23 protein-coding genes, 1 tRNA gene and 2 riboswitches are annotated in these 25,217 nt (G+C 63.4%); of the genes, 17 read left to right on the top strand and 7 right to left on the bottom strand.

The window, feature by feature from the left end:
* Position 1: 1 nt before the first annotated feature.
* Positions 2–101: riboswitch (TPP riboswitch) on the bottom strand.
* 213 nt (positions 102–314) lie between these two features.
* Positions 315–1,583: a carbonic anhydrase gene (locus GH659_RS09650; protein ID WP_211364189.1), complete on the top strand. Its 1,269-nt coding sequence runs from the start codon at positions 315–317 to the stop codon at positions 1,581–1,583.
* On the opposite strand, the gene GH659_RS09645 is transcribed toward GH659_RS09650, so the two are convergent.
* Positions 1,580–2,524, bottom strand: coding sequence for an ROK family protein (locus GH659_RS09645; protein WP_211364188.1), 945 nt, complete (start codon positions 2,522–2,524; stop codon positions 1,580–1,582). The genes GH659_RS09650 and GH659_RS09645 overlap by 4 nt on opposite strands.
* 112 nt (positions 2,525–2,636) lie before the next feature.
* Between GH659_RS09645 and GH659_RS09640 the strand changes: the two genes are divergently transcribed.
* Both GH659_RS09640 and GH659_RS09635 read left to right on the top strand, forming a co-directional pair.
* Entirely contained in the window at positions 2,637–3,005 is a 369-nt protein-coding gene (locus tag GH659_RS09640; RefSeq protein ID WP_153111194.1) for a DUF1840 domain-containing protein, read from the top strand.
* A 13-nt stretch (positions 3,006–3,018) separates the two neighbouring features.
* On the top strand, positions 3,019–3,723 hold the full coding sequence (locus GH659_RS09635) for an N-acetylmuramoyl-L-alanine amidase (RefSeq protein ID WP_153111193.1): 705 nt from the start codon (positions 3,019–3,021) through the stop codon (positions 3,721–3,723).
* Positions 3,724–3,766: 43 nt separating this feature from the next.
* Here the strand turns inward: GH659_RS09635 and GH659_RS09630 are convergent, their stop codons facing one another.
* The gene (locus tag GH659_RS09630) at positions 3,767–4,684 is read right to left on the bottom strand and encodes an EF-hand domain-containing protein (protein ID WP_153111192.1); all 918 of its coding nucleotides are present in this window, start codon (positions 4,682–4,684) and stop codon (positions 3,767–3,769) included.
* 391 nt (positions 4,685–5,075) lie between these two features.
* Here GH659_RS09630 and GH659_RS09625 point away from each other — a divergent pair, with 391 nt between their 5' ends.
* On the top strand, positions 5,076–5,807 hold the full coding sequence (locus GH659_RS09625) for a response regulator transcription factor (RefSeq protein ID WP_153111191.1): 732 nt from the start codon (positions 5,076–5,078) through the stop codon (positions 5,805–5,807).
* Positions 5,808–5,843: 36 nt separating this feature from the next.
* The gene (locus tag GH659_RS09620) at positions 5,844–7,052 is read left to right on the top strand and encodes a sensor histidine kinase (protein WP_153111190.1); all 1,209 of its coding nucleotides are present in this window, start codon (positions 5,844–5,846) and stop codon (positions 7,050–7,052) included.
* 4 nt (positions 7,053–7,056) lie between these two features.
* Here the strand turns inward: GH659_RS09620 and pssA are convergent, their stop codons facing one another.
* Positions 7,057–8,472: a CDP-diacylglycerol--serine O-phosphatidyltransferase gene (gene pssA, locus GH659_RS09615; protein WP_211364187.1), complete on the bottom strand. Its 1,416-nt coding sequence runs from the start codon at positions 8,470–8,472 to the stop codon at positions 7,057–7,059.
* 93 nt (positions 8,473–8,565) lie between these two features.
* Positions 8,566–9,738 (bottom strand): benzoate/H(+) symporter BenE family transporter, encoded by a 1,173-nt coding sequence (locus GH659_RS09610; RefSeq protein ID WP_153111189.1) that lies wholly within the window; start codon positions 9,736–9,738, stop codon positions 8,566–8,568.
* A 98-nt stretch (positions 9,739–9,836) separates the two neighbouring features.
* On the opposite strand from GH659_RS09610, the gene GH659_RS09605 reads away from it, so the two are divergent.
* The 3 genes from GH659_RS09605 to GH659_RS09595 all read left to right on the top strand — a co-directional run bounded on the left by GH659_RS09605 (position 9,837) and on the right by GH659_RS09595 (position 11,891).
* Positions 9,837–10,457: a helix-turn-helix domain-containing protein gene (locus GH659_RS09605; RefSeq protein ID WP_153111188.1), complete on the top strand. Its 621-nt coding sequence runs from the start codon at positions 9,837–9,839 to the stop codon at positions 10,455–10,457.
* 48 nt (positions 10,458–10,505) lie between these two features.
* Complete coding sequence (gene purT, locus GH659_RS09600) at positions 10,506–11,756, top strand: formate-dependent phosphoribosylglycinamide formyltransferase (protein ID WP_153111187.1); 1,251 nt, start codon at positions 10,506–10,508, stop codon at positions 11,754–11,756.
* A gap of 61 nt (positions 11,757–11,817) precedes the next feature.
* Positions 11,818–11,891, top strand: a tRNA-Gly gene (locus tag GH659_RS09595).
* Between the two features lie 80 nt (positions 11,892–11,971).
* Here the strand turns inward: GH659_RS09595 and GH659_RS09590 are convergent.
* Together GH659_RS09590 and GH659_RS09585 are read right to left on the bottom strand one after the other, a co-directional pair.
* Positions 11,972–12,406: a potassium channel family protein gene (locus GH659_RS09590; RefSeq protein ID WP_153111186.1), complete on the bottom strand. Its 435-nt coding sequence runs from the start codon at positions 12,404–12,406 to the stop codon at positions 11,972–11,974.
* Positions 12,407–12,419: 13 nt separating this feature from the next.
* Positions 12,420–12,887 carry a glycine zipper family protein gene (locus tag GH659_RS09585; RefSeq protein WP_153111185.1) on the bottom strand — a complete coding sequence of 156 codons (468 nt, stop codon included), beginning with the start codon at positions 12,885–12,887 and terminating at the stop codon, positions 12,420–12,422.
* A 272-nt stretch (positions 12,888–13,159) separates the two neighbouring features.
* Between GH659_RS09585 and GH659_RS09580 the strand changes: the two genes are divergently transcribed.
* From GH659_RS09580 to trmB, 6 genes are all read left to right on the top strand, one after another.
* Positions 13,160–13,699 (top strand): hemerythrin domain-containing protein, encoded by a 540-nt coding sequence (locus tag GH659_RS09580; protein WP_153111184.1) that lies wholly within the window; start codon positions 13,160–13,162, stop codon positions 13,697–13,699.
* A 165-nt stretch (positions 13,700–13,864) separates the two neighbouring features.
* Positions 13,865–15,490 (top strand): bifunctional aminoglycoside phosphotransferase/ATP-binding protein, encoded by a 1,626-nt coding sequence (locus GH659_RS09575; protein WP_153111183.1) that lies wholly within the window; start codon positions 13,865–13,867, stop codon positions 15,488–15,490.
* Positions 15,491–15,611: 121 nt separating this feature from the next.
* Positions 15,612–16,952, top strand: a complete 1,341-nt coding sequence (locus GH659_RS09570) for a cyclic 2,3-diphosphoglycerate synthase (RefSeq protein ID WP_153111182.1) — start codon at positions 15,612–15,614, stop codon at positions 16,950–16,952.
* Positions 16,953–16,994: 42 nt separating this feature from the next.
* Complete coding sequence (thiS, locus tag GH659_RS09565) at positions 16,995–17,195, top strand: sulfur carrier protein ThiS (RefSeq protein WP_153111181.1); 201 nt, start codon at positions 16,995–16,997, stop codon at positions 17,193–17,195.
* Between the two features lie 33 nt (positions 17,196–17,228).
* Positions 17,229–18,011, top strand: a complete 783-nt coding sequence (locus tag GH659_RS09560) for a thiazole synthase (RefSeq protein WP_153111228.1) — start codon at positions 17,229–17,231, stop codon at positions 18,009–18,011.
* A 92-nt stretch (positions 18,012–18,103) separates the two neighbouring features.
* On the top strand, positions 18,104–18,769 hold the full coding sequence (trmB, locus tag GH659_RS09555) for a tRNA (guanosine(46)-N7)-methyltransferase TrmB (RefSeq protein ID WP_246167798.1): 666 nt from the start codon (positions 18,104–18,106) through the stop codon (positions 18,767–18,769).
* Positions 18,770–18,772: 3 nt separating this feature from the next.
* Here trmB and GH659_RS09550 read toward each other — a convergent pair whose 3' ends face one another.
* On the bottom strand, positions 18,773–19,333 hold the full coding sequence (locus tag GH659_RS09550; RefSeq protein ID WP_211364186.1) for an energy transducer TonB: 561 nt from the start codon (positions 19,331–19,333) through the stop codon (positions 18,773–18,775).
* Positions 19,334–19,394: 61 nt separating this feature from the next.
* On the opposite strand from GH659_RS09550, the gene GH659_RS09545 reads away from it, so the two are divergent.
* The 3 genes from GH659_RS09545 (at position 19,395) to metH (ending at position 25,210) form a co-directional block, all read left to right on the top strand.
* Positions 19,395–20,510 (top strand): ankyrin repeat domain-containing protein, encoded by a 1,116-nt coding sequence (locus GH659_RS09545; RefSeq protein ID WP_170285863.1) that lies wholly within the window; start codon positions 19,395–19,397, stop codon positions 20,508–20,510.
* Positions 20,511–20,529: 19 nt separating this feature from the next.
* Complete coding sequence (gene bamE, locus GH659_RS09540) at positions 20,530–21,021, top strand: outer membrane protein assembly factor BamE domain-containing protein (protein WP_170285862.1); 492 nt, start codon at positions 20,530–20,532, stop codon at positions 21,019–21,021.
* 373 nt (positions 21,022–21,394) lie between these two features.
* Positions 21,395–21,472, top strand: a riboswitch (SAM riboswitch).
* Positions 21,473–21,529: 57 nt separating this feature from the next.
* A complete protein-coding gene (gene metH, locus GH659_RS09535) occupies positions 21,530–25,210 on the top strand; it encodes a methionine synthase (RefSeq protein ID WP_153111177.1) in 3,681 nt (1,226 codons plus the stop codon).
* Positions 25,211–25,217: the final 7 nt, after the last annotated feature.

Genomic DNA, 25,217 nt, shown 5'->3' with positions numbered 1-25,217 from the left:
CCTCGCGAGTCTTTCGCTTCCCTGCATCGGCATTATCCGTACAGGTTCAAAGGGTCTTTCTCAGCTACGCCTGACTCGGCGCGGCACCCCCAACGAGACCGCCCAAGGTACTGTAATTACTGAATTTAGGCAAGAACTCGCCGCTCTTCGACGCCCTTGCACCGAAGAAGTTTCACCGCACAGAATCGCTTTGACACTAAAGAATCCGACGACGCGTCCGTGATTAGACGAGTAGACAGAAAAACAGCCATCGGCCCCCACAGGAAAACTCGAACATGCGAGCCTCGATTTTTGCGCTCATCCTAGGTGAACTAATGCTCCCGGTTACCGCCACAGCCGCCTCCTGGAGCATGCTGGTCGCCGAACCGGGCAAGCGCCTCGAACTCGACCGTGACAGCATCGTTGCCGACCCGGCCGGCAAACGAACGCTGGCGTCAGCGCGCATCGTGCTCGACAAGCCGATCGTCGATCCACGCACCTCGGATTCCTACCGGATCATCCAGGCGCAAAACCGCTTTGATTGCAACGCCCGCACTTACGCGACCGTCGGTCGCATCTATTTCAAGAGCGAGACCGAGATCCTGCGCGAGGACGACATCATCAATCCGAACGAAATGCCGGTGCGCTCGGGCACGCCGGTGGATCGCCTGATGCGCGAGGTTTGCCGCCCGAAGCCCGGCACGCCGGCGCTCGCCGACGCAACGCGAACGGCCGACAAGGTCAGCGAAGCCGCCGCCGAACTGCGCAAGGCGAACGAGCGCCTGGTCGCCGACGCGGTCAAGAAAGACCTGCAGCGCATCTCCCCGACGCCGCGCCCCGCCGCCCCGGCGGCAAGCAAAGCCCCCGTAGCCGACCAATCGACCGTTGCACGTCCGACGCCCCGGGCCCGCAAGGCGGCGCCCCCCGTCCATCCGGCCTGGAGCTACGCCGGCGACGGCGGCCCCGAAAACTGGGGACACCTGCATGCCGATTATGCGCTGTGCGGTAGCGGACAGCGTCAGGCGCCGATCGACATCCGCGACGGCATCGCCGTCGATCTCGAACCGATCCGCTTTTCCTACGTACCGGCACCTTTCCGCGTCAAGGACAATGGCCGCACGCTCCAGATCAGCACGGCCGCGGGCGGACTCAGTCTGCTGGGCAAGGAATATGCGCTGCTTTACGTGGAATTCCGCCGCCCGGCCGAAACCACAGTGAACGGCATACGCTCGGCGATGGAGGCGCAACTCGTGCACCGGGCCGGTGACGGCGCGCTGGCCGTGCTCTCCGTGTTGCTGGAGCAGGGAGCCGAAAACCTGCTCGTGCAGACGGCGCTGAACCACCTGCCGCTCGAAAAAGGCGGCGAAGTCGAACCGCCGGGCCGACGCATCGACATCGGCCAGTTCGTGCCCACCGATGGCCGCTACTACGCCTTCATGGGCTCGCTGACGACGCCGCCCTGTCCGGAAAACGTGCTCTGGCTCGTCCTCAAGCAAGCGCAGCAGATTTCACCCGAACAGCTTTCCATCTTCCAGCGCCTCTACCCGCCCAACGCGCGTCCGGCACAATCGCTGCACGGCCGGATCATCAAGGAATCGCGCTAAGACGCGCGGTACTCCGTCGCGTCATTCCACAACCAGGCCGCGCCGCGCACGCCGGAGGAGTCGCCGTGGCGGTTGCGCACCAGCCGCGTACAGACCGTGTCGGAAAAAACATACGGCGACCAGTACGCCGGCACGTTCGCATACAAGCGCTCCAGATTGGACAGGCCGCCGCCGAGCACGATCACATCCGGATCGAGCACGTTGATGACCTGCGCCAGCGCCTTGGCCAGCCGTCGCTCATAACGCTGCAGCGTCGCCTTGCAAGCGGCATCGCCTTGCGCGGCACGGGCGGCGATTTCGGCCGGCAACAGCGTTTGCCCCGCATGGCGCAGATGGTCGCCAGCCAGCGCCGGCCCGGACAGCCACGCCTCGACGCATCCCGCGCGGCCGCAATAGCAGAGTGGCATCTCGCCGGACTCCTCGCCGGGGTAGGGCAAGGGATTGTGCCCCCATTCCCCGGCGATGCGATTGGCCCCGGCCAGCACGCGGCCATCAACCACGATGCCGCCGCCGACACCGGTACCGAGAATGACGCCGAACACGACGCCCGCCCCCTGGCCGGCACCGTCGATGGCCTCGGACAGGGCAAAGCAGTTGGCGTCGTTGGCAAGACGCACCTCGCGACCAAGACGCGTCTGCAAATCGGCGCGCAATGGCTGACCGATCAGGCACGTCGAATTGGCATTCTTGATCAAACCGGTCGCGACCGACTCCGCCCCCGGAATTCCGACGCCGACCGTACCGCACCGGCCCAATTCGCGTTCGACACGCGCTACGAGGCCCGCCACAGCGGCGACCGTACCGGCGTAGTCCCCCTGCGGCGTCGCCACGCGGCGGCGCAGGAGTTCATTTCCGGTTTCATCGAGCGCGATGATTTCGATCTTGGTGCCGCCAAGGTCGATACCGATGCGCAACGGGGGCTGGGGGGACGGGTCTGTCATGTCTTTTCTTTCGAATACGCTGATGATGCATTCGCCCATCATTCTAACCGCGGCCGATACCGGGCGATGCGAGGTGTAGAATTCCCGTCGCCACTAACAGCGGAGGCGATTCATGCTGGTCAAACTGATATCGAGCACGTCGGGTGAAATGATCATGTTTGGGGAACACGCGCACGGCCTTTTCGAGCAGATCGGCAAAGCCTGTACGGCGCGCGGCGTCTTCACCAAGGAACAGTTGCCCGAGGCCATCGAACGACTGCAACGCGCCGTCGATGAAGAAAAACTGGCGCGCCATCTCGCCGAAGCCGGCAAGCGCACGGCCCGGGAACAGGAAGACAGCGAGCGCGACGAAAAGGAAAGGGACAAGGAGGCTGACGAGCCCGTCTGCCTCTCACAGCGGGCCATTCCGCTGATCCGGCTGATGGAATGGACGTTGAAGGAAGGCGGCTTCATCCTCTGGGAAGCTCCCGGAGATTTCTGATCTGCGTCGCACGATGACCCGGCATCGCTTGCTCGGTGCGTTCGCCTTGCTTGCCGGCCTTGCCGCGCAGGCGACCGAAGTGGCCGTCGACGTCGGACATACGCTCGCCGCGTCCGGCGCGGTCAGCGCGCGTGGCCGCAAGGAATTCGACTTCAACCGGGAATTGGCGGCACGCGTTGCCGCCGAACTTGCCGCCCGCCGGCTGGCCGTCAGAAAGATCAACTTCGACGGCCGCATCGGCAGTCTGTACGAGCGGCCGCAACAAGCCGCCGGCAGCGACCTTTTCATTTCGATCCACCATGATTCGGTGCAGGCCGCCCTGCTCGAAGAATGGGAGTTCGAAGGAAAAAAACAGACGTACAGCGACCGCCACATCGGTTTTTCGCTCTTCGTGTCGCGCGACAACCCCGATCTGGAGACCAGCCTGCGTTGCGCCTCGGCCATCGGCGCCCGGCTGCGCCGTCTCGGCTTTCCGCCGGCCACCCACCACGCGGATTCGATGCCGGGCCGCCACCGGCCCTACGCCGACGTCGAGAACGCCGTGCATTACTACGACAATCTGGTCGTGCTTTACCGCACGACGCTGCCGGCCGTTTTGTTCGAGGCCGGCATCATCAAGCACCGGGCCGAGGAAATGGCGCTGCGCGACCCGTTGCTGCAGGCGCGCATGGCCGACGCCGTGGCCACCGGCATCGCCGCCTGCCTTTCCGTTCGATGAACCGGTCCGGCAAGCGGCGGGGCCACAGCCGCTACGGAAGCAATCAGGCGCTTGTCGAGATCGCCGAGCTGAGCGTGCTAAACAGGTTGTTTTCCCCGGCCTGGAGGCCGTAAGCCTTCATCAACTCCATCATCTGCTGATAGACCTGTGAATCGGCGACGCTGCTGTCGCTGCTCGTTCCCGAGCCCGATACGCCCGACGAGTCGCTCGAAGCATTCACCGAGATATCGTTCGCCTCGGCGTAAGCCATCGCTTCGGCGTTGCTCACGGTGCCGTCCTGATTCGTATCGGCCGTATCGAAGTCCTCGAGAATGCTGCTGATCAGCGACGAGCGCGCCGAATCCGTTTCACCGATCTCGGACAGTTGTTCCGTCAATTCCTCGGCGGTGAAACCGGTCGAACTCGCGGCACTGGTGGTCGTACTTGCCGCCGTGCTGTTTTCCGGCGTAAGGCCATTGGCCTCGGCATACGACATCGCTTCCGAGCCGGTCACCTTGCCGTTGCCGTCGGCATCGGCCGTGTCGAAGTTTTCCAGCACGCTGCTGATCAGCGTCGACCGCGCCGAATCGCTGTCGCCGATTTCCGAGAGCTGCGCCGTCAGCTCTTCCTCGGTAAACCCGGTGTCTTCAGCGTTGTTGCCGGAAGGCGGAGGCGGGGGAGGCGGCGGCATCGCGCCCTGCATGCGCGTCTGGTTGAACTGCTCGTCCAGCGCGCTGGCCAAATTCTCGAGCGACGAGGAAAACTCGTCCTCGGTCACCTTGCCGTCGCTGTCGCTGTCCAGCTGGCTGAAAATCTCGCTGACATCGGTTGTCGACGATGAATCGCTGCTGCTCAAGGTCGAAAAGGCGCTCGCCAGATCGCTTTCCTCGATGTATCCCTTGCTCGTGCTGTCGATCTTCGAGAACAAGTTGGACACTGCACTGCTGTAATAACTGCTACTGAGTCCTGAAATCGCACTCATGATGCGCTCCTTGAATGATTGATCAATCGGCCAGCCAACTCCGCTCACTTATGCCGGGTCATGCCGAACCTCTTTTCCCACTGGCAAGATATCGGCCAAATGCCCGGCAGACCAACGGCGTTTTGCGTTAAGCAAGGTAAAAGTCGGTGAAATCTCGGCGCGTTTTGCGGCGGCTATCCGAAGGCCGCGCGGATCGTCCTGAACACAGCCGGCCCCCCACGTGGTTTGCGGTGCCGCCAGCCTTCATCCGGCAACAACTTTATTGTTTATATTCATTACGTTAGAAGCAGATTGCCGCTATCCCGGCAAGATTTACCGTTGGTCTGTAAATCCCGGTAAAGCGCTGCTAGCGCCACGAACGCGCCGAGCAGCCTGACGGTATCATTTCGCCATGCTTGATACGCCCATCCCCACCTCCGAAAGCGCGCATGTTCTGCTGGTCGACGACGACGTTGAACTGGTCAGTCTGCTGCGCACCTACTTGGCCAGCGACGGCTTCCGCGTTTCGCTGGCTCATGACGGTGAAACGGCCCTGCGCACCCTGCCGACCATCACGCCGGACATTGCCGTCATCGATGTGATGATGCCAGGCTTATCCGGCATTGAAGTCCTCCGCCACATCCGGGCGCGCAGCAGCCTGCCGGTGCTGATGCTGACCGGGCGCGGCGACGATGAAAGCCGTATCGTCGGCCTCGAACTCGGTGCCGACGACTATGTGCCGAAACCGTGCACGCCGCGCGAACTGTCGGCCCGCCTGCGCGCCATCCTGCGCCGGACGCTGCCCAGAACAGCCGCCGAGCAAGACAAGGCCATCGCCGTCGAACCGCTGCATGTCGGCGATTTGTCGCTTTATCCGGCGCAGCGCCGCATCACCTGGGCCGGTCAGGACATCGCGCTGACCAACGCGGAATACAACCTGCTGGAAATCCTGCTTCAGCACGCCGGCCAGGCCGTCAGCAAGACACTGCTTTCCGAACAGGGTCTTGGACGCCCCTTCGAGCGCTACGACCGCAGTATCGACGTGCACCTGAGCAGCATCCGGCGCAAGATTCCGCCACTCGCCGATGGCCGGCCGCGGATTCAGGCCGTGCTGCGCAAGGGCTACCAATTACTGACCGACTAGCCTTTGCTTCACCGGCAGGCAGCGCTGGAGACGGACATGCCGATCTTTCCCCTCGGCCGTTTATTCTGGAAATTCCTGGTTTTCTTTTTTCTCGCGCAGGCCGTGACCATCATTGGCGTCGGGCTCGCCATCTGGCTGGAGCATGACCCACACCTGCCACCGCCATACGAACCGCCGTCGGCGACCGCTTCCAGCCCCAATTTCGCGCCACCTCCCGGCCTGACAGCGGAACAGAACGCCGGCTCGCCTCCGCCGCCCCCGGCGCGACGCGGACCGAAGCCGCCGGTCATGCACATCATCGCCGGCGCCCTGGTCAGCCTGATCTTCGCCGCCTTGCTCGCCATCTACATCTCGCGCCCGATCCAGCGTCTGCGCCAGGCCTTGCAGGCCGGCGCCAACGGCCAGCTCACCCCCGGACTCAGCGACGCCATGGGCAAACGGCGCGACGAACTGGCCGATCTCGGCCACGACTTCGACCGCATGGCACAGCACCTGGCGCAACTGATGGAAGGGCAGCGCAGTCTGCTGTTCGACGTTTCCCACGAATTGCGCGCCCCGTTGGCCCGCCTGCAGGCCGTCATCGGCCTGGCGCGCCAACAGCCGGAAGCGCTCGACAACCTGCTGACGCGCCTGGAACACGAATCGCAGCGCATGGACCGCCTGCTCAGCGAATTGCTGACCCTGTCACGCCTCGAATCCGGCATGGTTGGGCCGCGCAACGAAGCTGTCGACCTCGCCGAACTGCTCGTTGACGTCGTCGACGATGCCGCGCCGGAAGCCCGGCAAGCCGACTGCACGATCGACTTGCAGACGTGCGACGGGGCACTGGTGCACGCCGATCCGGAAATGCTGCACCGGCTGTTCGACAACCTGTTGCGCAACGCGCTCAAGCACGCCACCAGCGGCAAGTGGGTGGGAATGACGGTCCGGCCCACGTTACCGGCCGCCGGCACCGAAGCGGGAGAAATCGTTGTTTGCGTCGAGGATCGGGGGCCGGGAGTTCCGGACAACGAACTGGGCCGCCTGTTCACGCCGTTCTATCGCGGCCAGCATGCCGCCGCCGTGACGCCGGAGAACGGGCACGCACACGGTCACGGCCTCGGATTGGCCATCGCCCGGCAGATCGCCGAGAACCACCACGGTCGCATCGAGGCGGAAAACCGGCCGGGCGGCGGATTCCGCGTGACCGTGACGCTGCCCCGGCTTGAAGCCTCCGACAACGCAGCCGACCCGGCGGCGAGCTAAAGGATCAGAGCATCCGATTGACGAGCCGGTCGGCACGGATGCGCGACAGGCGCTTGAGCAGGCGTTGCACCGGCAGCGGATAGTCGTTCACCGAATCGAGCGCACTGTGGTGCGCCAGCCGCCGCGTGTGCTGGAGGATGCCTTCGAGCTCGGCCACATGCTGGGCGAGCAGCAACTTCTGCGGATCGTGGATCAGCAGGCCGTTTTCCAGATCGAGACGCCAGGCACGCGGATTGATGTTGTTGCCAGTGATCAGCGCGTAATCGTCATCGACCAGCAAACCCTTCAGGTGGAAGGTGTTGTTGTCATGGCGCCAAAGATGAATGCTCAGCGTGCCGGCATCGATGGCCTTCTGATGCGCCTTGCAGAAACGGCGCAGGTTGGCTTCGTACAGATAGGGCAGGGCACCGATGGCCTTGAACGGCTCTTCGGGCGGAATGTAAAAGTCGTTCGCCGTCTTGTCGCCAATCACGATGCTGACCTGGCAACCGGCCTTGATGCGTCCGTCCAGAACGCGCCGCACCGGGTCTGGCAAATTGAAATAGGGCGTGAAGAGCACGAGGCGCTTTTCCGCGTTCCGAATCAACTGCAGCAGCACACGGTTCAACTCGTTGTTGCGTGCGCCAAGTCCGAGCAACGGCGTGATACCCACTTCGCCCGGAGCGCATTCGCCCTCGGCCACGGCGAAATCATAACGGCTCTGCATCAGCTGACGGCGCAGGCCGGGAATCACGCCCCGGACATCGACCGTTTTCGCCGTCGTCTCGGTATTGAGCAGCCGCACGGCCGGGCTCATGCGAAACACGTCGGTCAGTAGCGCGGCCATGCTGTCGGCCAGCGTCCGGTTGCGGATCACGTGGTAGCGATCGAGCCGATAACGCCCGTGCCGCTGCAGATAAACGTCGTTGAGACTGGCACCGCTGTAGAGCACCACGTCGTCGATGACAAAGCCCTTGAGGTGCAGCACGCCCATGAACTCACGCCGCTGCACCGGCACGCCGTAAACCTCGACGCCGGGACCGTGGCGCCGGGCCATCGCCTTGTACATGGCCGCATTGCCTTCCGACTTGGCCTTGCCGATCAGGCCGCGCTGGGCGCGGTGCCAATCGACGAAAACGGCGATGTCGAGTTCCGGCCGAGCCCGCTTGGCCGCGTAAAGCGCTTCGAGTACCTCGCGGCCGGCATCGTCGTCCTGCAGGTAGAGCGCGGCGATGAGAATGCGTTGCCGGGCCTGCGCTATCAGGTCCAGCAACGTCTTGCGGTAATCCTCCGGGCCGGCCAGTGTCGCGATGTTCGTCGCGGCCACGTGGATTTGCGGCAGGGCGCGCAGCGCCTGTCTGTCGCGCGAATGCTTGCGCCAGCGCTGCCAGGCCGAAGCGAGTCCGGAGGATTTGAGAAGGTGGGCTCGGGTCAAATTCACCGGCGCATTATACCGGTCCCCATTCACTGGCAAAGCCCGTATCGGAAAACCCGTACGGGAGTAGCACAACCACGCAGCCACCGTACGCCGCGCTTACCGCCCCGGATTGATGCGCAGCACGACCAGTCCGGCCAGCAGCCCCCAGAAGGCGCCACCGATACCGAACAGCGTCAGGCCGGATGCGGTAACGAGAAAGGTCATCACTGCCGCATCGCGTTCCTTCGACTCGGTCAGCGCGGCCGACAGGCTGTTGCCGATGGTGCCGAGCAGGGCAATCCCGGCAATCGCTGCCACCAGTTCCTTCGGCAAGGCGGTGAACAGGTTGGCGACCGTTGCGCCGAGCAGCCCCGTCATCACGTAAAAAATCCCGGCCCAGACAGCCGCCAGATAGCGGCGCTGCGGATTCGGATCGGCCTCCGGGCTCATGCAGATCGCCGCCGTGATCGCCGCCAGATTGAACGAGAAACCGCCAAACGGCGCCAGCAACAGGCCGGTCAGCCCGGTCCAGCCGATCAGCGGCGACACCGGCGTCGGATAGCCGTTGGCGCGCAGTACCGCGATCCCGGGCACGTTCTGCGACGACATGGTGACGATGAACAGCGGGATGCCGACGCCGATCAACGTCGAGAACGAAAACTCCGGCGACGTGAACACCGGACGCGCAAACTGCAACGCCAAGGCCTCGACGTGAATCGTCCCGCCCAATCCGGCCCAGACCAGCCCGCCAAGGAAGGTGAGCGGAATCGTGTAGCGCGAGTTGAAGCGACGCCCGACGAGATAAATCGCCAGCATCGCCGCCACCAGCCCGAGTTGCGAAGCGAGCGACAGAAACACGCCCAGGCCGAAACGCAGCAGCACACCGGCCAGCATCGCGGCAGCCAGCGATTTCGGCACATGTTTCATGAACGTTTCGACCCAGCCGGTGACGCCGCACAGCAGGAACAGCGCCGACGCGAACATGAACGCCCCGATCGCCTCGCCCATCGGCAACCCGACCAGCGCCGTCGCCAGCAGCGCCGCACCGGGCGTCGACCACGCCGTCAGCACCGGACTGCGGAAACGAAGCGACAAGCCAATGCAGGTCGCCCCCATGCCGAGGCCGAGCGCCAGCAGCCAGGAACTGATGTGCGCCGCGCTCCCGCCGGCGGCTGCAGCGGCCTGAAAGACGATCGCCGCCGAACTCGTGTAGCCGACGAGCACGGCAATGAACCCGGCGGAAATGTGCGAAAGACCGAAGAACCGGCTGAGAAACCTACCCCTACCCATAGCTGCCTCGTTGTGCTGTAATCGGAGCGGCTGTGCGTTATCACGCACACCATCGCCAATCCTAACACCGTGCGTTAAAGCGCACAACGACACCCGCCATGAGTCCACCGCCCGCCACAGAACCCAACCAATACCTCCCCGGCGCCTTGCGCGCCCTGCGCAGCGAGCGCGGCTGGAGCCTCGACCGCGCCGCCCTCGAAACCGGCGTCAGCAAGGCCATGCTCGGCCAGATCGAGCGCGGCGAGTCGAGCCCGACGATCGCCACGCTGTGGAAAATCGCCAGCGGCTTTCACGTCTCGCTCTCCAGTTTTCTCGAACCGGTGCCTGACCTGAGCGCCAGCGGCGCCGTCTTCCGCAACGCCGACACATTGCGCCACCAGCCCGGCCCGGACGGCATGCTCGTCGCGCCGCTCTTCCCCTACGAAGCGCAATTCGGTTTCGAACTGTTCGAACTCACGCTGCTGCCCGGTTACGAGCGGCGGTCGGAAGCGCACGAACCCGGCGTCACCGAATCGGTCATCGTCCTCCGCGGTGCGATGGAGGTGCTCATCGACGGCGCCTGGCGGCGGCTGGCAAACGGCGAGGCCGTGCGCTTTCCCGCCGACCGCCCGCACGGCTACCGCAACCGCGGCGAAACGCCCGCCGTCTTCCACAACCTGATCCACTACGCCCGGCCGCACCCCGGAAAGCCCGGAAAGGCTGAAGAATCAAGCACGTGATTGAATGTTAAAATCCGCGCCTCTCGAACCGGCGCAAGGAATCCTGCGATGACCACTCCTGCTCAATCCCCCTGCCAGTCCTTTCTCAAGCGCCTCGGCACCCCGCTCAGCCCTTCGGCCACCCGCGTCATGCTGCTCGGCTCGGGGGAACTCGGCAAGGAAGTCATCATTGCCCTGCAACGCCTTGGCGTCGAAACGATCGCCGTCGACCGCTATGCCGACGCGCCGGGCATGCAGGTCGCCCACCGCGCGCATGTGGTGTCGATGACCGACGGCCCGGCGCTGCGCGCCCTGATCGAAAAGGAACGCCCGCATCTCATCGTGCCCGAAATCGAAGCCATCGCCACCGACATGCTGCTCGAGATCGAGCGCGAAGGACTGGCCGAAGTCATCCCGACCGCCCGCGCCACCAACCTGACGATGAACCGCGAAGGCATCCGCCGCCTGGCCGCCGAAGAACTCGGCCTGCCGACCTCGCCTTACGCCTTCGCCGATTCGCTCGCAGGACTGCAAGCCGCCATCGATGATGGCAAAGGCGGTGGCATCGGCTACCCGTGCCTCGTCAAGCCGACGATGTCCTCCTCCGGCAAAGGCCAGTCGCTGCTGCGCGGCCCGGAAGACGTCGCCAAGGCGTGGGAGCACGCCATACAGGGCGGCCGCGTCAGCCAGACGCGCATCATCGTCGAAGGCTTCATCGATTTCGATTACGAAATCACCTTGCTCACCGTACGCGCCTTCGGCGCCAACGGCGAAGTGGAAACGCATTTCTGCGCACCGGTCGGCCACGTGCAGGCCAGCGGCGACTACGTTGAATCCTGGCAACCGCAGACGATGAACGCCGTCGCCCTCGAGAAGGCGCAGGAGATTGCCAAGGCCGTCACCGGCAACCTCGGCGGTCGCGGCCTGTTCGGCGTCGAACTCTTCGTCAAGGGCGATCAGGTCTGGTTCTCCGAAGTCAGCCCGCGCCCGCACGACACCGGTCTCGTCACGCTCGCTTCGCAACGCTTCTCCGAATTCGAACTGCACGCCCGCGCCATACTCGGTCTGCCGGTCGACGCCTCGCTGCGCGCCCCCGGCGCCTCCGCCGTCATCTACGGCGGCATCGACGCCCAAGGCATCGCCTTCGAAAGCGTTGCCGACGCGCTGCAAGTGCCCGGCACCGACCTGCGCCTGTTCGGCAAGCCGGAGAGCTTCACGAAGCGCCGCATGGGCGTCATCGTCGCCACCGGCACCGACACCGACGAAGCCCGCACCCGCGCCAAACTCGCCGCCGGCCGGGTCAAACCCGTCGCCGGTTGAAACCCCGAACCACTCAAAAAGATTGAAGCGCCGCGCCCAAACGCTTAGAATGAGCGCCTTCGCGGGCGTCGTATAATGGTAATACCCAAGCTTCCCAAGCTTGTGCCGTGGGTTCGATTCCCATCGCCCGCTCCATACGAATTCATGCAGGTCGTTGATCTGCAACAAAAAAGCCAACCGAACCCGGTTGGCTTTTTTGTTGTCTGCGGCGTTTATTACCGCCGCCGCATCTGCGCCAACTTCGGCAGAACATCCTGGAATACCGACATCAGCGCCGCCGTCGATACGCCGATCATTAACGCTCCGTTGATGGATTCCAAGGGACCGAGCAACCTGTATCTGGCCGACATGACGATGTCGCCATAACCGAGCGTCGCGAAATTCACGGCTGAATGGTAAAACGCATCGCTGAATTGCTGAAATTCATCGAGCATCACGAACAGCAGCGCCCAGACGGCAACTTGCGCCATGTTGCCGGCAACCAGAAGCAACATCACACCGGCGACGAGCGCAACGCCCGACCAGAACGAAGCTTTTCCGGGCAGATGCTCGTGCCTGCGGTAGTAACGGACGGCAGCGATGAGCAGCACGGACTGCAGCAACAAGCAAACAACCATGACTGCTAGGCCGATCAGAAGGTTTCTCAGCATCACAAAGACCGCATCACTTGACCGAGTAACCGCGACCTTCGAGGCAAACCGCTCGCGCCTTGGCAAAGGCCGCCTGTTGCTGTTGCGCGGCGGCCTGCTGTTGCTGCTGTCCCTGCTGAGCCGCCGCCGCATTCTGGCGCCGGCTTTGTGAGCGTGCGACGACGGCCCCAGCGGCAGCCCCGGCGCCTGCGTCACCGCCGACGATCTCGCCGACCAGCGCACCGCGCGCCGCGCCGCGGATCCCCGCTCCTGGCGTCGATCCGGTTGCCGTCGTCGCGGGCGTGGGGGCGGCCGCCTGCTTCGGCGGATTGGCGGGATCGAACCCCGTCTGCTGGACGGCCCACGAATGGCACGCGGCTTCATCATTTTGCTGCTGCTGGGGCGACTGCCCCTGCGCCGGATAGACGAACTGCTGCGCCAGGACTGGCGATGACAGAGCCATCCCTGCCAAAACGAGCATGCACATAGTTTGCTGTTTCATTCCGCACCCCTTTCCTGGGGAGAAACCAGAATAGCGACCCTCTCACAGCGAGCGGACTTGCCATACCGCCATCACTGCTGACCCGGCCATCGTAGCCTTTTATCATCATAGTGCCTGCTCGAACCGCACGCCTCCCTGTTTCTGCGATGCTCGGCAGCCCCGGCTACGGACAGTCATCGGACTAGCTACCGCGAGGAACCTTCCCCAACGATCCGTTGCCGAATCAACGCCTTTGTCGATATTCCCCATCTCGTCCTCGCTGGAGTCATAAAGTGCCCGATTCGCTGTTACCAAGAACGCCCGCCCTCGACGAACCGCTGGAGATGCTTGAGGCTTGCCATGACCGCATCGAAGCTCAACTCGCGACGCTGGAACGGCTGCTCGCCCACCTCCCCGATCACGGGGCAGACGAGCAGGCTCGCCAGGCGGCGCAGGCCATCCTGCGCTACTTCGGCAGCGCCGGCCCCAACCACCACGAGGACGAAGAGCGAAACCTTTTTCCCACGATCATCGCCCGGGCCAGAGCTGACGACGCCGAGGCCGTGCGCTCACTGGTGCGTGATCTGCTGGCGGATCACGGGCGGATGGCTTCCGCTCTCGACGCCGTGCAACGTCAACTGGTGCCGATTGCCGAAGGCCGCAGCGCCGCACTGGATACCGAATCGGTACGGCAATTGACCTCGCTTTACCGGCAGCACATCGAAAAGGAAAACCGTGAGCTTCTTGCCGTCTCGCGCCGACTGCTGCGCGCCGACGATATCGAGGCGTTGAGCCACGCCATGACGGCCCGGCGCAGCCCGAAACACCGATAACGCAAAACGCTTCACGTGAAACAGGCATTGGCCGCGCGGTCTCGCGCCGCCGACGCATGGCTGCAACTTCCCGATTCCACGATTGCGGGCGCCACATCGATGGTCTAGTTTCAAAGGGCTTCCTGAATACAGTGTTTGGAACCCCCTTGGCAAACCGGGAACCGCATGCGTACCATCAACCTCCCCACCGCGCCTCCGCCGGACGCGACGTCGCCCGAAACGAACGCGCGCGCGCAGCAACTGCTCGTTCGGTCATGGCCGCAAACCGATTCGTCCGTTTTCCGCCACCGGATACGGGTGGTGGAAACGCATATTTCCTACGTTTTGCTCAACGGGCGTTTCGCGTACAAGATCAAAAAACCGGTCAATCTCGGCTTTCTCGATTTCAGCTCGCTCGACAAGCGGCGCCTGTGCTGCGAGGAGGAACTTCGCCTCAACCGCCGTCTGGCTCCGGAACTCTATCTGGCGGTGGTGCCGATCACCGGCACACCACAAGCGCCGTGCCTGGCGGGCGAAGGCGCGGCCATCGAATACGCGGTCAAGATGCGCCGCTTTCCACAGTCGTCACTGCTCGACCGGCGCCTGGCCCACAACGCCGTACCAGCAGAATTAATCGATGCGCTGGCCGACCGCATTGCCGCTTTCCATGCACAGGCGCCGCGCTGCCCGGCCAGCGCGGCTTACGGATCACCAAGTGTCGTCTGGGAAGCCATGGCCGAAAATCTGCGCCAACTCCGCCACGCCCTGCCGGCAGAAAATTGCGCCGGCGGCCTCGACAGGCTGGAACGCTGGAGCCACGCTAGCTGGTGCGCGCTTGACGGGATTATCGTTTCCCGCCAGCACGTCGGCATGGTTCGCGAGTGCCATGGCGACCTGCATCTCGGCAACATCGCGCTCATGCGCGGCAAGCCGCTGATTTTCGACTGCATCGAGTTCAATCCGAACCTGCGCTGGATCGACGTCATCAATGAAGTCGCCTTCATGGTCATGGATCTGGAAGAGCGCGGCCGAGCCGACTATGCGCACCGTTTTCTCAACCGCTATCTTGAGCAAACAGGTGACTATGCCGGCTTGCCGTTGCTCGCCTTCTACCAGGTCTATCGGGCGCTGGTGCGCGCCAAGGTCGCCGCCATTCGCGCCGGGCAGGAAGAGGGGGGCGGCCAGCAGCACGAACTCGCCGTGTGCGGCCAGTATCTCGATTACGCGCAGCGTGCGACCGCCCCCCCGATGCGCCAGCTAACCCTCCTGCACGGCTTCTCCGGATCGGGGAAAAGCTGGGTTTCGCAAATCCTGCTCGAAGCGACGGGCGCCATCCGGCTGCGTTCCGATGTCGAGCGCAAGCGCCTGGCGAGCCTGCCTTTGCGGGCCGACAGCCGGGCGACGGGGCGCAACATCTATGGCGCGGAAATGACGTCCGCGACGTACGCACGCCTGAGCGAACTGTCCCGTCAGGTGCTGATGGCCGGCTATCCGGTGGTGGTCGATGCGGCCAGCCTGAAGGCGTGGCAACGGGAGTTGTTTCGCACGCTCGCGGAGCAGTTGTCAGTGCCTTTTCGACTGCTTGCCTGTCAAGCACCGGAGGAACTTTTACAGCAGCGACTAGCTGCCCGTGCCGTCGCCGGTTCCGACGTTTCGGAGGCCGATACAACCGTTTTGATGCAGCAGATGAACGCGCTCGACCCCTTGTCCGAGACCGAAAAAACAGATTGCCTGGTCATCGATACCGAGCACTGCACGCCAGCCGAAGTATTGCAAGCGGTACGCCGATCCGCTGATTTCAACGCACCCTGATTTCCCTCCACAGGCGCGACAAGAGGCACGGCTGGTGCGGTTCATCGAGCAGCGGACAAGCGCCTTGGCGTAGCTGTTTGCGTGGTCAATAATGAAATCTCCGACAACGGGAGAGTCTGCCATGACAAACAGGCGACGGATCGTGATTCTGGGGGCGGCAGGACGAGACTTCCACAACTTCAACGTGGCCTTCCGCAACGATGCGGCTATCGAAGTCGTCGCGTTTACCGCGGCGCAGATCAGCGGCATCGCCAACCGCCGCTATCCTGCCGAACTGGCCGGCGCGTTTTACCCTAACGGAATTAACATCGTTGATGAGGCAGGGCTGGAGATGCTGCTGCGCGAACATGCGGTCGACGAGGTGATCTTCGCCTACAGCGACGTTCCCCATGAATACGTCATGCACCTGGCCTCGCGAGCCCTCGCGGCCGGCGCCGACTTTTCGCTGCTCGGTCCCCGATCAACCCAGTTGCCGGCACGCGTACCGGTCATCGCCATCACGGCCGTGCGTACAGGGTGCGGGAAGTCCCAGACGAGCCGCTACCTCGCGCGCCTGCTCAAGGAGCGTGGCTTGCACGTCGGTGTCGTCCGCCACCCGATGCCGTACGGCGATCTCGCCCGGCAGGCGGCACAGCGTTTCACCTGCCTCGCCGATCTGGCCGCCGCGCAATGCACCGTCGAGGAACGCGAGGAGTACGAGCCGCATCTGGCGATCGGCCACACGGTCTATGCCGGCGTGGACTACGCGCGCATCCTGCGGCTCGCCGAGGCGGAAAACGACCTCCTCCTGTGGGACGGCGGCAACAACGATTTTTCCTTCTTCCGTCCCGACTGGAACATCTGCCTCGTCGATCCGATGCGCGTCGGGCATGAGTCTGGCTACCATCCGGGCGAAGCCGTCGTGCGCATGGCGGACACGGTGCTCATCGCCAAGACGGACACGGCGGCGCCCACCGCCGTGGCACAACTCGCAGCCAATATCCGGCATCTCAATCCGGCTGCCGAGATCATCCGCACGGCGTCCCCGGCCCGGCTCGACGAACCGGCAGCGGTGGCCGGCAAACGCGTCGTCGTCGTCGAAGACGGCCCGACCGTCACGCACGGCGGCATGCCATCGGGCGCCGGCTGGCTGGCGGCGAAGGCGGCCGGCGCGGTGATCGTCGATCCACGTCCGTGGGCCGTCGGCGTGCTGGCGGCCGCCTACGAGCGCTATCCGCATCTCGCCGATGTCGTGCCGGCGCTCGGTTACAGCGACGAGCAACTGAACGATCTGCATGCGACACTCGACGCCATTCCCGCCGACGCCATCGTGTCGGCTTCGCCTTCCGATCTTGGCCGGCTTATGGCACTTGAGAAGCCGATGCTGCGCGTTCGCTACGATTACGCCGAGGCCGAAACGCCCGGCCTGGCCGGCCGCTTGAACGCATTTCTCGAACGTATGTCTTTGGCGGGACGTCAATAAGCGAAATTGGCCCGTGCGGCGGGCGTGATAAAATCGCGCCCCATGGAAATATCACTCAACGGCGAAACACGCCAATTCCCCTCGCCCCTGACGGTGGCGGCTCTGGTTGAAACACTCGGCTATACGGGCAAGCGCATTGCGGTCGAACGCAACGGCGAAATCGTGCCGCGCGGCCGCCATGCGGAAGTCACGCTGGCGGACGGCGACAGACTCGAAATCGTCGTCGCCGTTGGCGGCGGCTAAGCACTATTTTCTGGAGATGTCATGGACAATCAAATGCACAGCCTGACCATTGCAGGCAAGACCTACCGTTCGCGCCTGCTGGTCGGCACCGGCAAGTACAAGGATTTCGCCGAAACGCGCGCGGCCATCGACGCCTCGGGCGCCGAGATCGTCACCGTCGCCATCCGCCGCGTCAATATCGGCCAGAATCCGGGCGAGCCGAACCTGCTCGACGCGCTGCCGCCGTCGCAATTCACCATCCTGCCGAACACCGCCGGCTGCTACACGGCGGAGGATGCCATCCGCACGCTGCGCCTCGGCCGCGAACTGCTCGACGGCCATTCGCTGTGCAAGCTCGAAGTGCTCGGCGATCCGACCAACCTCTTCCCGAACATGCCGGAAACGCTAAAGGCCGCCGAAGTGCTGGTCAAGGACGGTTTCGACGTGATGGTGTACTGCTCGGACGACCCGATCCAGGCCAAGATGCTTGAGGACATTGGTTGCGTGGCGGTGATGCCACTCGCTTCGCTGATCGGTTCCGGCATGGGCATCGTCAATCCGTGGAACCTGCGCCTGATCATCGACAGCCTCAAGGTGCCGGTCCTCGTCGATGCCGGCGTCGGTACGGCGTCGGACGCCACGATCGCCATGGAACTCGGCTGCGACGGCATCCTGATGAACACCGCCATCGCCCACGCCAAGAACCCGGTGCTGATGGGCAGCGCCATGAAGAAGGCGGTCGAAGCCGGCCGCGAAGCCTTCCTCGCCGGACGCATGCCGCGCAAGTACTACTCGGCCGACCCGTCGTCGCCGACGACCGGCCTGATCGGTTCGTGAGCCAGATTAGCGAGACCGTCTTGAGCGAAGAAACCAAGCAGGAAAATCAGGAGACGCCGGAAGGCGTCTACACGGCCGGCCGCGCCGGCCACATCCGCAGCTTCGTGCTGCGTCAGGGCCGCGTCTCGAACGCCCAGCAGCGCTACTACGACGAGATGATGGCGAAGATCGGCATCCCCTATGCCGCCTCGCCGCTCGATCTCGACGCCGTGTTCGGACGTAGCGCGCCGCATATTCTCGAAATCGGCTTCGGCATGGGCGAGACCTCGGCGACGATCGCCGAGACCAACCCGCAAAACGACTACATCGGCGTCGAAGTGCATACGCCGGGTGTCGGCAGCCTGTGCAAGCTGATCGCCGAGAAGGGGCTGGCCAACCAGCGCATCATCCAGCACGACGCGGTCGAAGTGCTGCGCGACATGATCGTGCCGGGATCGCTCGACGGCGTGCATATCTTCTTTCCCGATCCGTGGCCGAAGGCGCGCCATCACAAGCGCCGCCTGATCCAGCCGCCGCTCGTGGCGATGCTGGCCAGCCGACTCAAGCCGGGCGGCTATATCCACTGCGCGACCGACTGGGAAAACTACGCCGAGCAGATGCTGGAAGTGCTCTCGGCCGAGCCGGCGTTGCAAAACACGGCCGACGCGGCAACCGGTGGCTTTGCGCCACGCCCCGACTACCGGCCGCTGACCAAGTTCGAGCAGCGCGGCATCCGCCTCGGGCACGGCGTCTGGGATCTCGTCTTCCGCCGCAAGTAAGCCTTACTGCAGGCGGAAGATCACCGGCAGGATCAATTCGCGCGACGTGGCGCCGGTCAGCCGGCCCATCGCGTAGGCCGCCTTGATCGCTGCGTTGTCGAGGATCGGGTAGCCGCTGCTGGCCCCGACATGCACATCCTCGACGGCACCGTCAGCCCCCAGCTTAACGATCAGCCGAACCTCGCCCTCCAACCCCCGGGCCACCGCCTCGGGGGGATAAAACAAATGCTCTGAAATTTTGCGCTGCGCCGCCCGGACTTCCCGCTGGGGGGCTGCACGCTTGACGGGCTTGGCGGCTACCGCAGGCACCTGCCTGACTGGCGGCCTCTCGTCGATCTTTTCAGCTTTCTCCGCCTCCAGCGTATTTTTCAACAAGGCGTCGGCCGGATCGGGCATGGCGAGTGGTGGCTTCGGCGGCAGACGCAGTTCGGCCCGCAACGCCGGTCGCGGCGGCGAATCCGGAAAGCGCTTCAGAACGGTCGGCGCCAGCAGGCCGCCATGCACGACGAACGAAAGCGCAAAAGCGAGGATCAGACGGGATGACATGAGTCGGGTATTTTGCATCAGAATCCAATTTTTCCGCCGGAATGTATTTCCACCTCCGGCCGAGCAAGGAGTATTCACGATGCGTACGCTTTCCAGAAGCGGCAAGGCTCTGTTCCTGGGGCTTTGCCTGTTCGCCGGCACGGCACTGGCCGACTTGCCCGATCCCGTGGCCTTCAGCTGGGCCATCGAACGGGGCGATGTCAAAAAAGTCCGGCAATGGCTCGACGAGGGCCTCGACCCCGAATTCCAGGGCAGCCAGATCGGCACCGGCCTGATGAACGCCGCCTGGAACGGCAACATCGAATTGATGGAGCTCTTCGTCGCACGCGGCGCCAATCCCCGCCGTTCCAACCACAACGGCGAACAGCCGCTGCAACTCGCGGCCTGGAACGGCCACGCGGAAGCCGTCAAGTGGTTGCTCGAGCACGGCGCTGCGATCAACCGCGACGGCCACTACTGGGGCGCGCTGCACTACGCCGTTTTCAACGGGCACACCGAGTTGGCGAAATACCTGATCGAGCGTGGCGCCAACGTCAATGCGCGCTCGCCGAACGGTTCGACGCCGCTGATGATGGCCGCGCGCGAAGGCCGCGAGGAACTGGCCAAGCTGCTCCTCGAATCAGGCGCTGACACAAAATCGAAAAACGACTGGGGGGACAACGCCCTGACGCTGTCCATGCGTTACGACCATTACCGGCTCGGCAAGATGATTTCCTCGCCCGAGGAGTTTGAAATCGCCGTTAAGGCGCCGAAGGAAGACTTTGGCGTCGCCACGCGCTCGGCCTCGGCACCGAGCGAAATAGAGGAACTGCTGCGCAAGATCCGCGAAGCGGAAGCCGCCGGTCAGCCGAGCGAGGACTTGCGCGCGCAGCTCAAAAAGGCGATCGACGACTTCCGCGGTCGCGCCATCGCCCAGCGCAACGCACGCCGCCCGGCGCCGATTCCGTTTCAGTCGCGCAGCATCGTCATCACCGCCAAACGTGGCACGCCTGGTGCCGAACGGGCGGAAATCGTCGCCAGCAAGAGGTCAACGACAACAAAACCACCCGTCGCGGAAAAGACGGATAAAAACGTTCAGGCAACAAGGGCACGCATCGCCGAACTGATGCGGCAAATCCGCCTGACCGAGGCCGAAGGACGTCCGGCAACGGAACTGCGCCAGCAACTCTATGAAGCCGTCGAATCCCAGAAATAAGCGTCAGGAGACTACCGCCATGCTCAAACGTTTGCTCATCGGACTGTATTCCGGCCTGCTCGCCGCCGTCCTGCCCGCCTGCGACAGCGTCAATCTGGAAAAGATCCGGCCCGGCCGGACGACGATGCAGGAAGTGCATCAAATCATGGGGCCACCGACGACAGAATGGCTGGACAACGACGGCACGACGACGTGGGAATACCCGCGCACGCCGAACGGCATCGTCAATTACATGATCGATTTCGGCCCGGACAAGATCGTGCGCGAAGTGCGGCAAATCCTGACCGAGGAAAACTTCGCGAACGTCAGGGAAGGCATGACCCGCGAACAAATCCGCCGCCTGCTCGGCAAGCCCGCCCATGAGTTCTACTTCTCGCTCAAGAAGGAACACGTCTGGGACTGGAAAACGAAGGAGGAGGCCGGCTACACCCATTTTTTCAACGTGCATTTCGACGAAAGCGGCCACGTCGTTCGCACCAGTACAAATTTCGTTGCCGTTTCGGGCGGCTAACGCGCACAAAGCCTTTTTTCTGCCTTTGGATAAGTCACCGGATTCCCTGTGGATAAAGAGTGAGCTCTTTTCCACAGGCTGGATTGTGGAAAACTTATCCAAATTCATTCACAGGCGGATACAGAGTTTAAATAACGGCTGTTTTTCGATCTAACTCTTTGTACGTAAATGAAAATTTGAAGTTATCCACAAAGTTGTTTCTTGCTTTATTTTTATAGTCTTTTATTAAAAGGATTATTAGTAAACAAACCGGGATAACTTTTGCTGTCCATCGCAGACAAAACAGCATTGCTTTCCGCTGATCGTTGAAAAGCCGGTTCCTGATTGACAATCAATGGCTTAGCGCGTAGATTCGGGCCTCTTTCCGGCCTGTGGCCGGAGCCGCGCCGATTTGAAGTTCAGCTTGCGGGCGCATTAAAAATTTCGCTAAAGCGGGCGTGATTCGATGACTTTGCCGAAACCCGTTCGCCGACGATGCTGGACGGGTTTTTTCTTTTCGAGGTTTTCCATGCAGCCAGACCGCACCGCCGAACTCACTTCCTTGTTGCAGCAACGTCTTCTGATCCTCGACGGTGCGATGGGAACGATGATCCAGCGGCACAAGCTGCAGGAAGCCGACTATCGCGGCACACGTTTCGCCGATCATCCGCACGATCTCAAGGGCAACAACGACCTGTTGCTGCTGACCAAACCCGAGGTGATTCGCGGCATCCACGCCGAGTATCTGGCCGCCGGCGCTGACATCCTCGAAACGTGCACTTTCAACGCCACCTCGCTGTCGCAGGCCGACTACAAGCTGGAGAGCATCGTCTATGAACTGAACGTCGCCGGCGCGAAGCTGGCACGCGAGGTCTGCGACGAGTTCACGGCGAAGGATCCCGGCAAGCCGCGCTTCGTCGCCGGTGTCTTGGGGCCAACCTCACGCACCGCGTCGATCTCGCCGGACGTCAACGATCCAGGTTATCGCAATGTGACGTTCGACGATCTGGTGATTTCGTACACCGAAGCCATTCGCGGTTTGACCGATGGCGGCGCGGACATGCTGCTCGTCGAAACCGTGTTCGACACGCTCAACGCCAAGGCGGCGCTGTTCGCCATCGAACAGTTCTTCGAGACGACCGGCCGTCGCTGGCCGGTGATGATCTCCGGGACGATTACCGATGCGTCTGGCCGCACGCTGTCCGGGCAGACGGCCGAAGCCTTCTGGAACTCGCTTTCGCACATCAGGCCGCTGTCGTTCGGTCTCAACTGCGCGCTCGGCGCCAAGGAACTGCGCCAGTACGTTGAGGAACTCTCCCGCGTCTGTGACTGCTACGTCTCGGCGCATCCGAATGCCGGTCTGCCGAACGCCTTCGGCGGTTACGACGAAACCGCCGACCAGCTGGCCGACGAAATCGCCGACTGGGCGAAACAGGGCTTTGTGAATATCGTCGGTGGCTGCTGCGGCACGTCGCCGGAGCACATCGCCGCCATTGCGCGCCAGGTCGCTGCGATCAAGCCGCGTGCCATTCCGGAGATTGAGAAGAAACTGCGCTTGTCCGGACTGGAACCGTTCAACGTCGGACCGGAATCGCTGTTCGTGAACGTCGGCGAGCGGACCAACGTCACCGGCTCGAAAGCCTTTGCCCGCATGATCCTCGAAGGCCGTCTCGACGATGCGCTGGCCGTCGCCCGCCAGCAGGTCGAGAACGGCGCGCAGGTGATCGACATCAACATGGACGACGCGATGCTCGACGGCAAGGCGGCGATGGACCGCTTCCTCAAGCTGATCGCCTCCGAGCCAGACATTTCGCGCGTGCCGATCATGCTCGACTCGTCGAAGTGGGAAATCATCGAAGCCGGCCTCAAGTGCATCCAGGGCAAGGGCATCGTCAATTCGATCTCGATGAAGGAAGGCGAAGCCAAGTTCATCGAACAGGCCAAGCTTGCCCGCCGCTACGGCGCGGCGGTGATCGTCATGGCCTTCGACGAAAAAGGGCAGGCCGACACCTACGCGCGCAAGGTCGAAATCTGCAAACGGGCGTATGACCTGCTCGTCGGCATCGGCTTCCCGGCCGAAGACATCATCTTCGACCCGAACATTTTCGCCATCGCCACCGGCATCGAGGAACACAACAACTACGCCGTCGACTTCATCGAAGCCTGCCGCTGGATTCGCGCCAATTTGCCGTATGCGCAGATTTCGGGCGGTGTTTCCAACGTCTCGTTCTCGTTCCGCGGCAACGACCCGGTGCGCGAGGCGATCCACACCGTTTTCCTCTATCACGCGGTCAAGGCTGGGCTGTCGATGGGCATCGTCAATGCCGGCATGGTTGGAATCTACGACGATCTCGATCCCGAATTGCGCGACAAGGTCGAGGCCGTCGTGCTGAACAAATCGCCGGATGCCGGCGAAGCGCTGGTCGAATTCGCCCAGACGGTGAAAGAGGGCAAAGCCAAGGATACCGGTCCGGACTTGAGCTGGCGCGAACTGTCGGTCGAAGCGCGGTTGTCGCACGCGCTGGTCAAGGGCATCACCGAATTCGTCGTCGCCGATACCGAGGAGTGCCGCGCTGCGCTCGAAGCCGCCGGAAAGCCGCCGCTGTCGGTGATCGAAGGCCCGCTGATGGGCGGCATGAACGTTGTCGGCGACCTCTTCGGCGCCGGCAAGATGTTCCTGCCGCAGGTGGTCAAGTCGGCGCGCGTCATGAAGCAGGCCGTCGCCCACCTGATTCCCTACATCGAAGAGGAAAAACGCCGCACCGGCGCGACCAGCAAGGGCCGCGTCATCATGGCCACGGTCAAGGGCGACGTGCACGACATCGGCAAGAACATCGTCGGCGTCGTCCTCGGCTGCAACGGCTACGAAGTCATCGACATCGGCGTCATGGTGTCCTGCGACAAGATTCTGCACGCGGCCAAGGAGCACGGCGCGCAGGCGATCGGCCTGTCCGGCCTGATCACGCCGTCGCTCGAGGAAATGAGCCACGTTGCCGCCGAAATGCAGCGGCAGGGCTTTGACGTTCCGCTCTTGATCGGCGGCGCGACGACCAGCCGCGCCCATACGGCGATCAAGATCGCGCCGAATTACGAAGGCACCGTCGTCTATGTGCCGGACGCCTCGCGCGCTGTCGGCGTCGTTACCAAGCTGCTGTCGATCGACCAGGCGGCTGGCTACAAGCAGGAAATTGCCGCCGACTACGCTCGCGTGCGCGAACAGCACACCAACAAGAAGGTGACGCCGCTGGTGCCGCTCGACGCGGCGCGGCAGAACGCCTTCAAGTGGAACGGCGATGCCGGCTATCGGCCGGCGGCGCCCAACAAGCCCGGCCTGCACGTGCTGCGCGAAGTCGATCTGGCGGCGCTGGCCGAGTACATTGACTGGGGCCCGTTCTTCCAGACTTGGGATCTGGCCGGTTCCTTCCCGAAAATCCTCGACGATGCCATCGTCGGCGAGGCCGCGCGCTCGGTCTTTGCCGACGGCCAAGCGATGCTGGACAAGATCGTCAAGGAAAAATGGCTGACCGCCAACGCCGTTTTCGGCCTCTATCCGGCCAACGCGGTCGGCGACGACATCGAAATCTACGCCGACGAGTCGCGCCAGCAGGTGCAAATGGTCTGGCACAACCTGCGCCAGCAGCATGAGCGTCCATCCGGCAAGCCGCATTACTGCCTCGCCGACTTTGTCGCCGAAAAGGGCACGCCGGACTGGATCGGTGCCTTCGCCGTCACCGCCGGCCTCGGCATCGAGAAGAAACTGGCCGAGTTCGAAGCCGCGCACGACGACTACCACGCGATCATGTTGAAAGCGCTGGCCGACCGCCTTGCCGAAGCCTGCGCCGAGTGGCTGCACGCGCAGGTGCGGCGCGACTACTGGGCCTACGCCACCGACGAAACGCTGGATAACGACGCCCTGATCCGTGAAGCCTATCGCGGCATTCGCCCGGCACCCGGCTATCCGGCGTGCCCCGATCACACCGCCAAGGGGCCGCTATTCGCCTTGCTGGACGCTCCGGCCAACGCCGGCATGGGTTTGACCGAACATTTTGCGATGACGCCGGCCGCCGCCGTCTCCGGGTTCTACCTTGCCCACCCGCAGGCGCAGTACTTCGCCGTCAGCAAGATTGGCCACGATCAGCTGGAAGACTGGGCCAAGCGCACCGGCATGAGCGTTGCCGAAGCCGAGCGCTGGCTGGCGCCGATTCTCTAGGCGAGAC

The organism is Propionivibrio limicola, from assembly GCF_009469695.1.
Lineage (GTDB): Bacteria > Pseudomonadota > Gammaproteobacteria > Burkholderiales > Rhodocyclaceae > Propionivibrio > Propionivibrio limicola.
The sequence above is the reverse complement of the archived record's forward strand: the minus strand, read 5'-3'. Positions and strand labels throughout refer to the sequence as shown.

What these genes read in the sequence shown, in the direction of transcription:
- GH659_RS09630 (WP_153111192.1), bottom strand. Translation starts at nt 4,684, where the DNA reads ATGAGTGCGATTTCAGGACTCAGTAGCAGTTATTACAGCAGTGCAGTG.
- bamE (WP_170285862.1), top strand. Translation starts at nt 20,530, where the DNA reads ATGCTCAAACGTTTGCTCATCGGACTGTATTCCGGCCTGCTCGCCGCC.
- GH659_RS09610 (WP_153111189.1), bottom strand. Translation starts at nt 9,738, where the DNA reads ATGGGTAGGGGTAGGTTTCTCAGCCGGTTCTTCGGTCTTTCGCACATT.
- GH659_RS09570 (WP_153111182.1), top strand. Translation starts at nt 15,612, where the DNA reads ATGACAAACAGGCGACGGATCGTGATTCTGGGGGCGGCAGGACGAGAC.
- GH659_RS09545 (WP_170285863.1), top strand. Translation starts at nt 19,395, where the DNA reads ATGCGTACGCTTTCCAGAAGCGGCAAGGCTCTGTTCCTGGGGCTTTGC.
- GH659_RS09585 (WP_153111185.1), bottom strand. Translation starts at nt 12,887, where the DNA reads ATGAAACAGCAAACTATGTGCATGCTCGTTTTGGCAGGGATGGCTCTG.
- metH (WP_153111177.1), top strand. Translation starts at nt 21,530, where the DNA reads ATGCAGCCAGACCGCACCGCCGAACTCACTTCCTTGTTGCAGCAACGT.
- GH659_RS09575 (WP_153111183.1), top strand. Translation starts at nt 13,865, where the DNA reads ATGCGTACCATCAACCTCCCCACCGCGCCTCCGCCGGACGCGACGTCG.
- GH659_RS09635 (WP_153111193.1), top strand. Translation starts at nt 3,019, where the DNA reads ATGACCCGGCATCGCTTGCTCGGTGCGTTCGCCTTGCTTGCCGGCCTT.
- GH659_RS09560 (WP_153111228.1), top strand. Translation starts at nt 17,229, where the DNA reads ATGCACAGCCTGACCATTGCAGGCAAGACCTACCGTTCGCGCCTGCTG.
- purT (WP_153111187.1), top strand. Translation starts at nt 10,506, where the DNA reads ATGACCACTCCTGCTCAATCCCCCTGCCAGTCCTTTCTCAAGCGCCTC.
- GH659_RS09640 (WP_153111194.1), top strand. Translation starts at nt 2,637, where the DNA reads ATGCTGGTCAAACTGATATCGAGCACGTCGGGTGAAATGATCATGTTT.
- thiS (WP_153111181.1), top strand. Translation starts at nt 16,995, where the DNA reads ATGGAAATATCACTCAACGGCGAAACACGCCAATTCCCCTCGCCCCTG.
- GH659_RS09650 (WP_211364189.1), top strand. Translation starts at nt 315, where the DNA reads ATGCTCCCGGTTACCGCCACAGCCGCCTCCTGGAGCATGCTGGTCGCC.
- GH659_RS09550 (WP_211364186.1), bottom strand. Translation starts at nt 19,333, where the DNA reads ATGCAAAATACCCGACTCATGTCATCCCGTCTGATCCTCGCTTTTGCG.
- GH659_RS09590 (WP_153111186.1), bottom strand. Translation starts at nt 12,406, where the DNA reads ATGCTGAGAAACCTTCTGATCGGCCTAGCAGTCATGGTTGTTTGCTTG.
- GH659_RS09645 (WP_211364188.1), bottom strand. Translation starts at nt 2,524, where the DNA reads ATGACAGACCCGTCCCCCCAGCCCCCGTTGCGCATCGGTATCGACCTT.
- GH659_RS09625 (WP_153111191.1), top strand. Translation starts at nt 5,076, where the DNA reads ATGCTTGATACGCCCATCCCCACCTCCGAAAGCGCGCATGTTCTGCTG.
- GH659_RS09620 (WP_153111190.1), top strand. Translation starts at nt 5,844, where the DNA reads ATGCCGATCTTTCCCCTCGGCCGTTTATTCTGGAAATTCCTGGTTTTC.
- GH659_RS09605 (WP_153111188.1), top strand. Translation starts at nt 9,837, where the DNA reads ATGAGTCCACCGCCCGCCACAGAACCCAACCAATACCTCCCCGGCGCC.